Annotated in this window: 13 protein-coding genes; 6 read left to right on the top strand and 7 right to left on the bottom strand. The window is 63.3% G+C overall.

All coding sequences use genetic code 11. The features are described 5' to 3' along the window. The gene (gene grxC, locus RLO07_RS13415) at positions 1-279 is read left to right on the top strand and encodes a glutaredoxin 3 (protein ID WP_462292638.1); all 279 of its coding nucleotides are present in this window, start codon (positions 1-3) and stop codon (positions 277-279) included. 23 nt (positions 280-302) lie between these two features. Next, positions 303-815: a protein-export chaperone SecB gene (gene secB, locus RLO07_RS13410; RefSeq protein ID WP_462292637.1), complete on the top strand. Its 513-nt coding sequence runs from the start codon at positions 303-305 to the stop codon at positions 813-815. Positions 816-1,060: 245 nt separating this feature from the next. Here secB and trmL read toward each other — a convergent pair whose 3' ends face one another. The 5 genes from trmL to glnA all read right to left on the bottom strand — a co-directional run bounded on the left by trmL (position 1,061) and on the right by glnA (position 6,407). Next, on the bottom strand, positions 1,061-1,525 hold the full coding sequence (gene trmL, locus RLO07_RS13405) for a tRNA (uridine(34)/cytosine(34)/5-carboxymethylaminomethyluridine(34)-2'-O)-methyltransferase TrmL (protein ID WP_462292636.1): 465 nt from the start codon (positions 1,523-1,525) through the stop codon (positions 1,061-1,063). A 49-nt stretch (positions 1,526-1,574) separates the two neighbouring features. After that, positions 1,575-2,984: a nitrogen regulation protein NR(I) gene (gene glnG, locus RLO07_RS13400; protein WP_462292635.1), complete on the bottom strand. Its 1,410-nt coding sequence runs from the start codon at positions 2,982-2,984 to the stop codon at positions 1,575-1,577. Further along, positions 2,968-4,035, bottom strand: coding sequence for a nitrogen regulation protein NR(II) (gene glnL, locus RLO07_RS13395; protein ID WP_462292634.1), 1,068 nt, complete (start codon positions 4,033-4,035; stop codon positions 2,968-2,970). The genes glnG and glnL overlap by 17 nt, the downstream gene beginning before the upstream one ends. 279 nt (positions 4,036-4,314) lie before the next feature. Next, the gene (locus RLO07_RS13390; protein WP_462292633.1) at positions 4,315-4,845 is read right to left on the bottom strand and encodes a DUF4124 domain-containing protein; all 531 of its coding nucleotides are present in this window, start codon (positions 4,843-4,845) and stop codon (positions 4,315-4,317) included. 155 nt (positions 4,846-5,000) lie between these two features. After that, positions 5,001-6,407 (bottom strand): glutamate--ammonia ligase, encoded by a 1,407-nt coding sequence (gene glnA, locus RLO07_RS13385; RefSeq protein WP_462292632.1) that lies wholly within the window; start codon positions 6,405-6,407, stop codon positions 5,001-5,003. A 441-nt stretch (positions 6,408-6,848) separates the two neighbouring features. Between glnA and typA the strand changes: the two genes are divergently transcribed. Together typA and dtd are read left to right on the top strand one after the other, a co-directional pair. Beyond that, entirely contained in the window at positions 6,849-8,660 is a 1,812-nt protein-coding gene (typA, locus tag RLO07_RS13380) for a translational GTPase TypA (RefSeq protein ID WP_462292631.1), read from the top strand. A gap of 39 nt (positions 8,661-8,699) precedes the next feature. Next, a complete protein-coding gene (gene dtd, locus RLO07_RS13375) occupies positions 8,700-9,140 on the top strand; it encodes a D-aminoacyl-tRNA deacylase (RefSeq protein WP_462292630.1) in 441 nt (146 codons plus the stop codon). Here dtd and RLO07_RS13370 read toward each other — a convergent pair. Further along, entirely contained in the window at positions 9,133-9,585 is a 453-nt protein-coding gene (locus tag RLO07_RS13370; protein ID WP_462292629.1) for a GNAT family N-acetyltransferase, read from the bottom strand. The genes dtd and RLO07_RS13370 overlap by 8 nt on opposite strands. Before the next feature lie 2 nt (positions 9,586-9,587). Then, entirely contained in the window at positions 9,588-10,070 is a 483-nt protein-coding gene (locus RLO07_RS13365) for an FKBP-type peptidyl-prolyl cis-trans isomerase (RefSeq protein ID WP_462292628.1), read from the bottom strand. Between the two features lie 195 nt (positions 10,071-10,265). On the opposite strand from RLO07_RS13365, the gene RLO07_RS13360 reads away from it, so the two are divergent. Next, on the top strand, positions 10,266-11,102 hold the full coding sequence (locus RLO07_RS13360; protein WP_462292627.1) for a cyclic nucleotide-binding domain-containing protein: 837 nt from the start codon (positions 10,266-10,268) through the stop codon (positions 11,100-11,102). A 62-nt stretch (positions 11,103-11,164) separates the two neighbouring features. Beyond that, a complete protein-coding gene (gene parC, locus RLO07_RS13355; protein ID WP_462292626.1) occupies positions 11,165-13,420 on the top strand; it encodes a DNA topoisomerase IV subunit A in 2,256 nt (751 codons plus the stop codon). Positions 13,421-13,431 lie beyond the last annotated feature (11 nt).

Below are 13,431 nucleotides of genomic sequence, written 5' to 3'. Positions count from 1 at the left end.
ATGAAACCCCAGGTCACTTTGTATACCACCCGCTTTTGCCCCTACTGTGTTGCGGCAAAGCACCTGCTCAAGAACAGGCAGGTGGAATTTACCGAGATCCCTGTAGACGGTGACCGCGAGAAGCGTGCCGAGTTGGCGCGCCTGAGCGGACAGCACACGGTTCCCCAGATATGGATAGGTGACGTTCATGTGGGCGGCTTCGATGACCTGGCGGCGCTGGACCGGCACGGCCGCCTCGACGCTTTACTGACAACGGCGCAACAGGCGCCAACCCGATAACGCAACCAATGGAGGACGGCTCGATGGCCGACGAACAAGCACAACCAGCAGGAACCGCGCAGGACCAGGTGCAACAGCAGTTCGCGCTGCAGCGCATTTACACCAAGGACCTGTCGTTTGAGTCCCCCGCCAGCCCCGGTGTGTTCCGCAAGCAGTGGCAACCCAAGGTCAATGTGGACCTGAACACCAAGAGCGACCGGGTCGACGAGCAGGGCAACTTCGAGGTGGTGCTGACCATTACCGTCACCGCCAAACTGGAAGAAGAAACCGCGTTCCTGGTGGAAGTCCAGCAGGCGGGCATCTTCATGATCACCGGTATCGAGGGTGAAAATCTGCGCCGGGTACTGGCAACTGCCGCCCCGACCATCCTCTTCCCCTACGCGCGCGAGAATCTGGACTCTCTCTGCGTCAAGGGCGGCTTCCCGCCGATCATGCTGGCGCCGGTCAATTTTGACGGGCTCTACCAGCAGGCGCTGGCCAAGTCCCAGGAGCAAGGCGCAGCCGCGCCGACCGGTGACCCGGAAGTCAGCCACTGAGACTCGTTCTCAAGCTGGCGTAAAGGGGCTTCGGCCCCTTTTTTTGGCTCTGAAATACATGGAGCCCAAGGTCCTCCGGGCTGGTTGGTGGATGCGCTCTGTTTTCGTGCCCAAGGTTGAGCGCCCGGAGATACTACCAGGGGTTGGCCGGACCGTTGACGGCATGGATGCCGTCACCGAGCCTACAAGGATGTATCCACGGCGTGTCCGGCCAGCCCCTGGTAGTATCTCCGGGCGCAGCTCCGCTACTTTAAGCCCGAAAAACCCAACTGGCGCAGGGCTTCGTAGCAGAGGATTGCCGCGGCGTTGCTGAGGTTGAGGCTGCGGCTGTTGTCCTGCATGGGGATGCGCACGACCTGCTCCGGGGGCAGGGACTCCAGTAGCGATGCTGGCAGGCCGCGGGTTTCGGGGCCGAACAGGATGGCATCGCCGGCGCGGTAGGCGACCTCGTGATAGGGCGTTCGGCCCCGGGTGCTGACTGCGAGCAGCCTGGATTCCGGCAGCGCCGCCAGCAGGCTGGCCATGTCCGGATGCACCTTGAGGGGGGCGAATTCGCGGTAGTCCAGCCCGGCCCGGCGCAGGCGCTTGTCGTCCAGCGTGAATCCCAGCGGCTCGACCAGGTGCAGCTGGCAGCCGGTGTTGGCGCAGAGGCGGATGATGTTGCCGGTGTTGGGGGGAATCTCCGGCTGGTACAGGACGACGTTCAGCATTGGCGGATTATCGGGGTATCCGCCTCCCGGGGGAAGCGTGACCGCGCCTTCAGTCCTGCATGTTCAGGTCTTTCATCTTCCGGGTCAGGGTATTTCTGCCCCAGCCCAGCAGTTCTGCCGCGTCCCGCTTGCGACCCTGGGTGTGGTCCAGGGCCACTTCGATCATCGCCCGTTCGAACATCGGCACCGCCTGGCGCAGGATGTGATGCTTGCCCTGTACCAGTTCGTTGCGGGCCCAGTTGCAGAGCAGCTCGTTCCACTCGGTGGCGGTCTCGGTGGCAGTTGCGGTGGGCACTTTGCCCAGCTCTGGCGGCAGGTCCCGCAGGTGGATTTCCCGCCCCGATGCCATGACAGTGAGCCAGCGACAGGTATTCTCCAGTTGCCGCACGTTGCCGGGCCAGGAGAGGGTGGTGAGGTAGCGTTCGGTCTCCGGGAGCAGGATCTTGGTTTCACCCCCCAGCTCGTCAGCGGCCTTGCGGAAAAAGAATTTCATCAGCCGGGGAATATCTTCGCGCCGTTCTGCCAGTCGCGGAATATGGATGCGGATGACATTCAGGCGATGGAACAGGTCCTCGCGGAAGTCCCCCTTCTGTACCCGTTCTTCCAGGTCCTGGTGGGTGGCGGCGATAATCCGCACGTCCACCTTGACCGGGGTGTGGCCGCCGACCCGGTAGAATTCGCCGTCGGCCAGCACCCGCAGCAGCCGGGTCTGGGTTTCCGCCGGCATGTCGCCGATTTCGTCGAGGAACAGGGTGCCGCCATTGGCCTGTTCAAAGCGACCCTCGCGCTTGCTGTTGGCGCCGGTGAAGGCTCCCTTTTCGTGGCCGAACAGTTCCGATTCCATCAGGTCCCGGGGAATGGCCGCCATGTTGAGGGCGATAAAGGGGCGTTGCGCACGCGGGCTGTGGCGGTGCAGGGCACGTGCGACCAGTTCCTTGCCGGTGCCCGATTCCCCGTTGATGAGTACGGTGATATTGCTCTGTGCGAGCCTGCCGATAGCCCGGAACACTTCCTGCATCGCCGGCGCCTCACCGATAATTTCGGTCTCCGGCAGGGTTTCCGGCAGGGCCATTTCACCGCGTTTTTCCCGGGCCTGGGCCAGTGCCCGCTCGGTGATGGCGACCACTTCGTCGATATCGAAGGGCTTGGGCAGGTACTCGAAGGCGCCGCGCTGATAGGAGGCGACCGCGCTGTCCAGGTCGGAGTGGGCAGTGGTGATGATAACCGGCAGCTCCGGGTATTCCTGATTGATCCGCGACAGCAGGTCGAGTCCATCAATGCCGGGCATGCGGATGTCGCTGATAATCACATCGGGCTGTTCCGCCTTGATCCGCTCCAGTATCTGGTCGCCGTCGGCAAAACTTTCGTTGTCTATGCCGGCCTGGCTGAGGGCGCGCTCCAGCACCCAGCGAATGGAGCTGTCGTCGTCGACGACCCAGACTCTAGCGTGTCTCTGCATTGCTGTGTTCCATGGGTAAATAGAGGGTGAACCGGGTATTGCCGGGTTCGCTGGCGCACTCCAGCAGGCCGCCATGACGATTGACGATGGATTGGGCGATGGACAGGCCCAGTCCGGTGCCGTCGGGGCGGCCGGTCACCATGGGCATGAATATGGCCTGCTGCAGGTCCTGCGGTATGCCCGGCCCGTTGTCGATGATGTCGACGCGGCACACCAGCCGGTGGCGCTGGCCACCGATGGTGAATTGGCGCTGGGAGCGGGTGCGCAACAGAATGTGACAGGCCTCGGGATCCTCCGCAGCCTGCAGCGCATTGCGCATGATGTTGAGCACTGCCTGGATCAGCTGTGACCTGTCCGCGGGCAGTGTCGGCAGGCTGGGGTCGTAGTCGCGGCTGATTGTGACCTTGTTGTCGACTTCCGCGGAGATCAGGTTGCGAACATGTTCGAGGATCTCGTGGATGTTGGATTGTTCGATGACCAGTCGGTGGTTGGGTCCCAGCAGACGGTCCACCAGATCCCGCAGACGGTCCGCTTCGCGGATAATGATACGGGTGTACTCCACCAGTTCCTCGTTGGGCAGCTCCTTGGCCAGCAGTTGCGCCGCGCCACGGACCCCGCCGAGGGGGTTCTTGATCTCGTGGGCGAGGCCCCTGATTACCGCCCGGGTTGTCTCCTGGGCATGCAGCATGCTCTCTTCGCGGCTGATGCGCTGCAGTCTGTCCACCGGAATCAGCTCCAGCAGCAGGTAGTCCCCGCCCTCTCCCGTCATCGCGGTAACGATCAGGTCGATCTGTATGTCCTGGCCGGAATGCGTAGTCAGGGTCAGGCCGCGGCGAGCGAGGGTGGCCCGGGTGTCCCTGGCCTGCTCGAGAGTCTGCAGGAACTCCCGCGACTGCAGAACCAGCTGACGTGCGTGCGCACCGAGGGCCCGGGTGGCGGATGCTTCCAGCAACACTTCCGCAGCGGAATTGATCGCCAGGACGTAGAGTCCGGCATCCAGAGCCACGATGCCGGTGCTGATGTGATCCAGAATGTCGGGTTTGTGTAGCATTCCTGCCCCATGATCGACCGCGGTACGACGGCATGCACCTTGGAAAAGCAAGAACCAAGCCAATTCCGCTCAGGTCCTGCTTCCTGAGTGGCCTCCAGTATTTAAAGATCATACCGGGTAAGCGTGCGCACACTCCTTGACGGTTTCAGGCCATTTGCCGAGAGCCTGCGCGATCGTGGCCAGAATCCGTTGAGGGTTGGACCACGCGCGCACCATCATGGTGCACAGAGGGCGTGCTGCTGTCCAGTCCCGGGTCCCGGAGCGCGGCTCCGGAAAAGATCAGTTGCGGTTCTGGATATTGAAGGGCCGCATGACCTGGACGTGAACGGGGTCCGACTGTGCGACCACCTTGCCATCCGCATCGAGGCGATCAATGCTCAGGTCGTGGCCGCCGCGCAATACGTTGCGCAGTGACCAATTGGTGCTGGCCTGGGGCTCTCCGCTCGCGGTACCGTCCAGGCGCAGTTGCAGCCGTTCCCCGGGTCCAAGCGGGGGTGTGACGCTGGCCCGGACGTCGAAATCACCGCCCCCCATGGGAATGACGGTCTGGTCTTCCGGCGCCACGATGCTGACTGCAAGCGCCGGCCGTGACTCGGCACTGTTCCCGGCTTCGCGGGCACGCTGCGGCTGCGGCTCTGGTGCCGGCGCAGTGTTCAGCCGTTTCAGCTTGATTTCCTCGCTGGCCACCCCTGCGGCGGGCGGCTTGTCGGTGTACACCACGTTGCCCTGGGCATCGGTGGACTTGTAGATGGGTTGTGCCTGTAGCGCCCACGGCAGCAGCAGGAGTAACAGCAGCAGACAATGCCTCATGATGGTCGTCCCCCTTCCAGGCAGCAATTACGAAGATAGCAGAAAACAGCGCCGCGACCTACGCCACTCTCCCCGGGCTCGCTGTGCCCGGGCCTGCGCAGAGGCAAAAAAAAGGCCCGCACAGGGCGGGCCGGAAAACATCGAGGTGAACCGTGTTACACGGAGTAGTACATGTCGAACTCGACCGGGTGCGTGGTCATGTTCAGGCGCTGCACATCGGCCTGCTTGAGCTCAATGTAGCCGTCGATCATGTCGTCAGTGAAGACCCCGCCGGCGGTCAGGAAGGCGCGGTCCGCATCCAGTGCGGCCAGGGCCTCGGGCAGGCTGGAGCAGACGGTTGGGATGGCCTTGCCTTCCTCGGGTGGCAGGTCGTACAGGTCCTTGTCCGCCGCATCGCCGGGGTGGAGCTTGTTCTGGATGCCGTCGAGGCCGGCCATCAGCAGGGCGGCGAAGGCCAGGTAGGGGTTGGCGGACGGATCGGGGAAGCGTACTTCCACGCGCTTGCCTTTGGGACTGGCCACGTAGGGGATGCGGATGGAGGCCGAGCGGTTGCGGGCCGAGTAGGCCAGCATGACCGGCGCTTCGAAACCGGGTACCAGGCGCTTGTAGGAGTTGGTCCCCGGGTTGGTGAAGGCGTTCAGGGCCTTGGCATGCTTGATCACACCGCCAATATAGTACAGGGCCATTTCCGACAGGCCGGAGTAGCCATCACCGGCGAACAGGTTGGTGCCGTCCTTGGAGATGGACATGTGGACGTGCATGCCGGAACCATTGTCCCCGACCAGCGGCTTGGGCATGAAAGTCGCGGTCTTGCCGTAGGCGTGGGCAACGTTGTGCACGCAGTACTTGAGGATCTGCACTTCGTCAGCCTTCTTCACCAGGGTGTTGAACTTGACCCCGATCTCGCACTGGCCGGCGGTGCCGACTTCGTGGTGGTGCACCTCTATGCCCAGGCCCATCTGTTCCATGGCGGTGCACATGGCGGCACGAATATCGTGCAGCGAGTCCACCGGCGGGACCGGGAAGTAGCCGCCCTTGACCCGCGGACGGTGGCCGGTATTGCCGTCTTCCTGATGCAGGTTGGAAGACCAGGCGGCCTCGGAGGAACTGATGGCATAGCCGGCTCCGGAGATGTCCGCGTGCCACTTGATGTCATCAAAGACAAAGAATTCCGGCTCGGGGCCGAAGAAAGCGGTGTCGCCGATGCCGGTTGACTTGAGGTATTCCTGGGCCCGGTGGGCGACGGAGCGCGGGTCCCGCTCGTAGCCCTGCATGGTGCTGGGCTCGACGATGTCGCAGCGCAGGATGACGGTCGTGTCATCAGTGAAGGGGTCCAGCACGCTGCTGCTGTCGTCCGGCATCAGGATCATGTCGGATTCATTGATGCCCTTCCAGCCGGCGATGGAGGAGCCATCGAACATCTGGCCATCCTCGAAGAAGTCGTCGTCCACTGCGGTGGCAGGTATGGTGACGTGCTGCTCCTTGCCCTTGGTGTCGGTGAAACGCAGGTCTACCCAGCGGGCTTCGCTTTCTTTGATCAGGTTCAGAGTATGCTCTGACATTGGATGTCCTCCATGGGATTTTAAGTCGTGCCACAAATTTGGCGCAGTGCGTGTTCCTGGTGCAGCGGTTGCTTGCGAGCGCTCCGACAGCGGCCAGAGAATCTTGGCATCTTAGCTTCGAGCAAAACCCGTGCCAAAAAATGAAAGGCGTTAAGCAGCTGATTCTCTGCATGTTATCACCACATCGGAACGGATGCGCGATTCCTGTGCACCATAATAACGCACCTGCGCTCCATCGTGGTGCGTAACTGCCGCCGAGAAGGGGAGGCGTGGCTGCTGGCGGTTGGGATGTGGCGTCCGTAACCGGGTGGAGTGTGTCCGGGAGCCCGGGGCACGCGAAATACAGCACTATAACCACAATCCCTCACTGCATCTGCGGCCACTGCCGGGGTATAATCCGCCGCCTTTTTTACTGCCAGGTCCCCGGACCGAGGAATTCCCTTGATCGAGAAGCTTCGCAACATCGCCATTATCGCCCACGTTGACCACGGCAAGACCACCCTGGTGGACTGTCTGTTGAACCAGTCCGGCACCCTGGATCGTCGATCCGAGGGCGCGGAGCGGATCATGGATTCGAACGACCAGGAGCGTGAGCGCGGTATTACCATCCTCGCCAAGAATACCGCGATCAAGTGGCACGACTACCGGATCAACATCGTCGACACCCCCGGACACGCCGACTTCGGCGGCGAGGTGGAGCGGGTGCTGTCGATGGTGGACTCGGTGCTGCTGCTGGTGGATGCGGTGGACGGACCCATGCCCCAGACCCGTTTCGTGACCTCCAAGGCTTTCGAGCAGGGCCTGAACCCGATAGTGGTAATCAACAAGGTCGACCGTCCGGGGGCGCGCCCGGATTGGGTCGTGGACCAGGTGTTCGACCTGTTTGTCCGTCTGGGCGCCACCGATGAGCAGCTCGACTTCCCCATTGTCTTCGCCTCCGCGATCCAGGGCATCGCCGGTCTCGACCATGCGGACATGGCGGCGGACATGGAGCCTCTGTTCCAGACCGTCATCGACAAGGTGCCGGCGCCGGCGGTGAACCGGGACGGTCCGCTGCAGCTGCAGATCAGTGCCCTGGACTACAACAGCTATGTCGGGGTCATTGGCGTCGGTCGCATCACCCGCGGCATGCTCAAGCCCAATACCCAGGTCACGGTGATCGGTGCCAATGGCAAGACCCGCAACGGCCGCATCCTGCAGGTCATGGGCTACATGGGGCTGGAGCGGGTGGAAGTGCCGGTGGCGGAGGCGGGCGACATCGTCTGCGTTACCGGTATCGAGGGCCTGAATATCTCCGATACGCTGTGCGACCCCGCCAGTGTGGTGGCCCTGCCGCCGCTGACCGTGGATGAACCCACTGTCAGCATGACCTTCCAGGTCAACGACTCGCCCTTCGCCGGGCGCGAGGGCAAGTTTGTCACCACCCGCAACATCAAGGAGCGGCTGGAGCGGGAGCTGATCCACAACGTCGCCCTGCGGGTGGAGCCGGGCGATACGCCGGACAAGTTCAAGGTTTCCGGGCGCGGTGAGCTGCACCTGTCGGTGTTGATCGAGAACATGCGTCGCGAGGGCTTTGAGCTGGGGGTGTCCCGCCCGGAAGTGATCCAGAAGGAAATCGACGGAGTGATGCAGGAGCCCTATGAGCAATTGGTGATTGACTGTGAAGAGCAGCACCAGGGCGCGGTCATGGAAGAGCTGGGCCTGCGTCGCGCCTCGCTGGAGAACATGGCTCCCGACGGCCAGGGTCGGGTGCGGCTGGAGTTCATCATCCCCGCCCGAGGCCTGATCGGCTTCCGCGGCATGTTCATGACCATGACCTCGGGCAGCGGGATTCTCACCCACGTATTCGACCACTACGGTCCGGTGAAAAACCAGGAGATCGCCAGGCGCAGCAACGGGGTGCTGGTGTCCATGGTCAAGGGCAAGACCCTGGCCTACTCCCTGTTTACCCTGCAGGATCGCGGGCGCCTGTTCATCGGCCCCAACGTGGAAGTGTACGAAGGCCAGATCATCGGCCTGCACAGCCGCAACAATGACCTGACCGTGAACCCGATCAAGGGCAAGCAGCTGACCAACGTCCGTGCCTCGGGCACCGATGAGGCCCTGACCCTGACGCCCCATGTGCGCCACAGCCTGGAGCAGGCGCTGGAATTCGTCGAGGATGACGAACTGGTGGAGGTGACCCCGGAAAGTATCCGCCTGCGCAAGAAACTGTTGCTCGAACACGAGCGCCGCCGCGCCAGTCGTGCCTGAGCAGCTGCCGCCGCGTCAGGCGGTACTGCGGTCGGCAACGTGAAAGCGCTGCTGCAGCGGGTTGCCCGTGCCAGCGTACTGGTGGAGGGTCGCTGTGTGGGCGCAATAGGTCCCGGGCTACTGGTCTTTCTCGGTCTGGATGCGGGTGACAGCCGCGACCAGGGCGCCCGCCTGCTGGACCGGCTGCTGGCCTACCGGATGTTCGCCGATGACCAGGGGCGCATGAACAGCAGCGTGGTGGATGTCGGGGGTGGCGTGTTGCTGGTGTCACAGTTCACCCTGTCCGCCGATACCCGCAGGGGGCTGCGACCGGGCTTTTCCAGCGCCATGCCACCCGCCGAGGCAGAGCCCCTCTATGACTGGGTACTGGCCGGGCTGCGGCAGCGTCATCCGCAGGTGGCGGCCGGCGAGTTTGGCGCCGACATGCAGGTAAGCCTGGTTAACGACGGCCCGGTTACCTTCCTGCTGGAGGTCAGCTGAGCCGCAGTCGCATGTGGACGTGGAGAATACCGTCTTCGAGGTAGGGTTCGCCCTCGCTGACAAAACCGAGGCTATCGTAAAACGCCTGCAAATAAGCCTGGGCACCGATATAAATGTCGGATTGCGGCCACTGCCGGCGGTTGAAATCGACTCCGCGCTGGACCAGGTCCCGCCCCAGCCCCGTGCCCCTGGCTTGCGGGCTCACCACGATGCGGCCCAGGGAGCTTTCTGGACAGGAGATCCCCGGCGGCAGGCAGCGCTGGTAGGCCAGCACCAGATCCCCCTGCAGGCAGCGCATGTGCCAGCCCTGCTGATCCAGACCGTCGAGGTCTGCATAGGCGCAGTTCTGCTCCACCACGAATACATCCTGGCGCAGTTGCAGCAGGTCGTACAGTTGGGCAGCGTCGAGAGCGGCAAACGGTGTGTTCAGCCAGCGCCGTGTCATCGTCAGTGGTGGTGGCCGCCGGCGCCGTGGGCGTGGCCATGGGCGACTTCCTCGGGGGTTGCCGCACGCACATCGACGATGTCGATATCGAACACCAGGGTCTGGCCCGCCAGCGGGTGATTGGTGTCTACTTCGGCACTGTGGCGCCCGACCTTGGTCACCGTTACCGGATGGCGCCCCTCGGCAGTGTTCAGCTGCACGGTCATGCCGGGCTTGAGGGTGCCGCGGTAGACCAGGTGCTTGACCGGTACTTTCTGCACCCGGTCCTCGCGGCGCTCGCCGTAGGCCTGCTCCGGGGCCAGGGTGATCTCGGTATGGGCGCCGGTCTCAAGCCCCTCCAGCGCGGTCTCCAGCGCCGGAATGATGTTGTTGGCGCCGTGCAGATAGGCGGTGGCTTCTCCGTCCCGGGAAGTTTCAAGGTCTTCTCCGCTGGAGTTGCGGAGCGTGTAGTGGAAGCTGGCGACGGTCTGGTGGCTGATTTTCACGTTCACGGGTCCGTTGGATGGAAACGGGGATTTTACCATGCGAACCGCCAGGGTGCGCCCGGGTAAAGTGCAATAAACCCGGGTTGGCGATTCTCCGGCCGGGGATTAGTTGCTACTATTCGGGATGGGGCGTGCGCGGGCAGACAGGTCGCACCTGAAGCTCGCAGCCGGGGCAAAGAGGCCGCCAGAGTCTCCGTGGCAACTACCAAGAGCACAGCGATGCTGGTCAACGCAGAACTTTCGCAGGACTTCTCCCGCTTGAACAAGCAGTTCAAGGAGCTGGTGTCTGCGCTCATCGATATTGTCAATATCCCTCCGGTCAGGATGGAGGTGGATGCTGTCAGACAGGGCAATTTTCGCGGCTTCGACGGCAACCGCTTCTATCTTGTCGACAGTGGCTCCCTGTCGGCCCGCTACCAGGACCGCACTGTGTACATTCTCGACGAGGGGGACCTGCTGCTCCCGGACATTGCCGGCACCAGCCACGCCGGCATGGCGGTATTCTATGGCAGCGAGGCCGGTGCCAGTCTCTATGGCTATTCCGGCCTGGAGTTCATGCAGCGCGTGTTCAGCGAACCCAGTGCGGTGAAGGTCTGGACCCGCCTGCTGATCACCTACGCCGGGCTCATGCTGCGGATCACCGCAGCCAATACCCGGGAAAACGCGGTGGCCACTCCCGGTTTCGAGGAGTTCCAGCCAGGGGAGATCATTATCCAGCAGGGTGAGCGCGCCGATTATGTGTTCAATCTCTCCGCCGGCATCGCGGAAGTCATTGTTGACAATGTGATCGTCGGTCGCATCAACGAGGGCGAGATATTTGGCGCCATGGCAGCCCTCACCCACTCCGATCGCAGTGCCACGGTGAGGGCGCGGACGCGCTGTTCCGTCGTGAAGGTGCCGAACGAACAGTTCAGCGATCTCATCAGGAGCAACCCGGCCACTATCCACAGCCTGCTGGTGGACATGGCCAACTCCATCGTCAACCTCAATGAGCAGCTGGTAGGCTGGCGCAACAATTCCAGCGGTCGCTGAGCGCCGGTCCGGAGCAGCCTTGTTGCCCCTGATAAACCGCAACAGAAACAGGTTCTTTTTGCATGTCTGAAATACTGGAAATCGACAGCGATGGCATCGAGCAGGTGTCGCTGCGGAAGTACACAGAAAAGGCGTACCTGGACTATTCCATGTATGTCATCCTCGACCGCGCCCTGCCCCACATCGGCGATGGTCTGAAACCGGTTCAGCGGCGCATCATCTATGCCATGAGCGAGCTCGGCCTCAAGGCCAGCGCCAAGTTCAAGAAATCCGCCCGCACCGTGGGCGACGTGATCGGCAAGTTCCACCCCCACGGCGACAGCGCTGCCTACGAGGCCATGGTGTTGATGGCCCAGGATTTCAGCTACCGCTACCCGCTGGTGGACGGCCAGGGCAACTGGGGCTCCCCGGATGATCCCAAGTCCTTTGCCGCCATGCGCTACACCGAATCCCGTCTTACCGCTTACGCCGATGTGCTGCTGGGCGAGCTGGGCCAGGGTACCGCCGACTGGGTACCGAACTTCGATGGCACCCTGGAGGAGCCTTCGGTGCTGCCGGCGCAGGTACCCAATGTGCTGCTCAACGGCACCACCGGCATCGCGGTGGGCATGGCTACCGATATTCCCCCCCACAACCTGCGCGAGGTGGTGACCGCGGCGATTCGTCTGCTGGAGTCGCCCCGTGCCACTGTCGCGGAGCTTTGCGAGCACGTCCAGGGCCCGGATTTTCCCACCGAGGCGGAGATCATCACCCCTCGCGCCGAGATCCGCGCCCTCTACGAGACCGGCCGCGGCGGCCTGCGCATGCGCGCCGTGTGGGAGCGCGAGGGCGGCGACATCATTGTCCGTGCCCTGCCCTACCAGGTGTCCGGGTCCCGGGTGCTGGAGCAGATTGCCCAGCAGATGCAGCTGAAAAAGCTGCCCATGGTGGCGGACCTGCGGGATGAGTCGGACCACGAGAACCCGACCCGGCTGGTGATCGTGCCGCGTTCGAACCGGGTCGACCTCGAGGCGGTGATGAGCCACCTGTTTGCCACCACCGACCTGGAGAAGACCTACCGGGTCAATCTCAACATGATCGGTACCGATGGCCGTCCCGGGGTGAAATCCCTGGACCGGATTCTGCGCGAGTGGCTGCAGTTCCGTACCGTCACCGTGCGACGGCGCCTGGAATACCGGCTCGACCGGGTGCTGAAGCGCCTGCATATCCTTGAAGGCTACCTGGTGGCCTACCTCAATATCGACGAGGTGATCCACATCATCCGCACCGAGGACAAGCCCAAGGTCGCGCTGATGGCACGCTTTGGCCTGACCGATACCCAGGCCGAAGCGATCCTGGAACTGAAGCTGCGCAACCTCGCCAAGCTGGAAGAGATGAAGATCCGTGGCGAGCAGGACGAGCTGGCGCAGGAGCGGGACCAGCTGCAGTTGACTCTGGGCAGTGAAGCGCGGCTGAAAACCATGATTCGCAAGGAATTGCAGGCGGTGGCCGAACAGTTCGGCGACGACCGCCGCTCGCCGATTGCGGAGCGCGAGGAGGCCCGGGCCTTCAGCGAACTGGAGTTGATGAGCGCTGACCCGATCACTGTCGTACTCTCGGAAAAGGGCTGGATTCGCGCCGCCAAGGGCCACGATATCGATTCCGCCAGCCTCAGCTACAAATCCGGCGACGGCTTCAAGCTGGAGGCCCGCGGCCGCAGCAACCAGCCCACCGTGATCCTCGATTCCACCGGCCGGGCCTATACCCTGTCCTCCCACAACCTGCCCTCGGCCCGGGGTCAGGGGGAGCCGGTGACGGGCCGGATCAACCCCCCGTCCGGCGCCACGTTTGAAGGCCTGCTGCTGGCGGATGACAGTCAGCGCTTCCTGCTCGCCAGCGATGCCGGCTACGGCTTTGTCGCGCAGTATTCGGATCTGCAGGGCAAGAACCGGGCCGGCAAGGGCGTGTTGTCACTGCCCAAGGGCGGCCAGGTGCTGCAGCCGGTGCCGGTGCCGGCGCAGGATGAGGGTGCCTGGGTGGCTGCGGTATCCAATGAGGGCCGCCTGCTGGTGTTCCCGCTTGTGGACCTGCCGCAGCTCGCCCGCGGCAAGGGCAACAAGATCATGGGCATCCCCTCCGCCCGGGTACAAAGTCGCGAGGAGTTCCTGGTCACGGTGCAGGTGATCACCGAGGCCCAGTCGCTGGTGGTCCTCGCGGGCAAGCGCCATCTCTCCCTCAAGTTCAGCGAGCTGGAACACTACCGGGGCGAGCGCGGCCGCCGCGGCAACAAGCTGCCGCGGGGCTTACAGAAGGTTGACGGGATGCGGGTTGAAGGCTGATCCGCCAGGAG

The organism is Haliea sp. (assembly GCF_040221975.1).
In the GTDB taxonomy this organism is placed as follows: Bacteria; Pseudomonadota; Gammaproteobacteria; order Pseudomonadales; family Halieaceae; genus Haliea.
The sequence above is the reverse complement of the archived record's forward strand: the minus strand, read 5'-3'. Positions and strand labels throughout refer to the sequence as shown.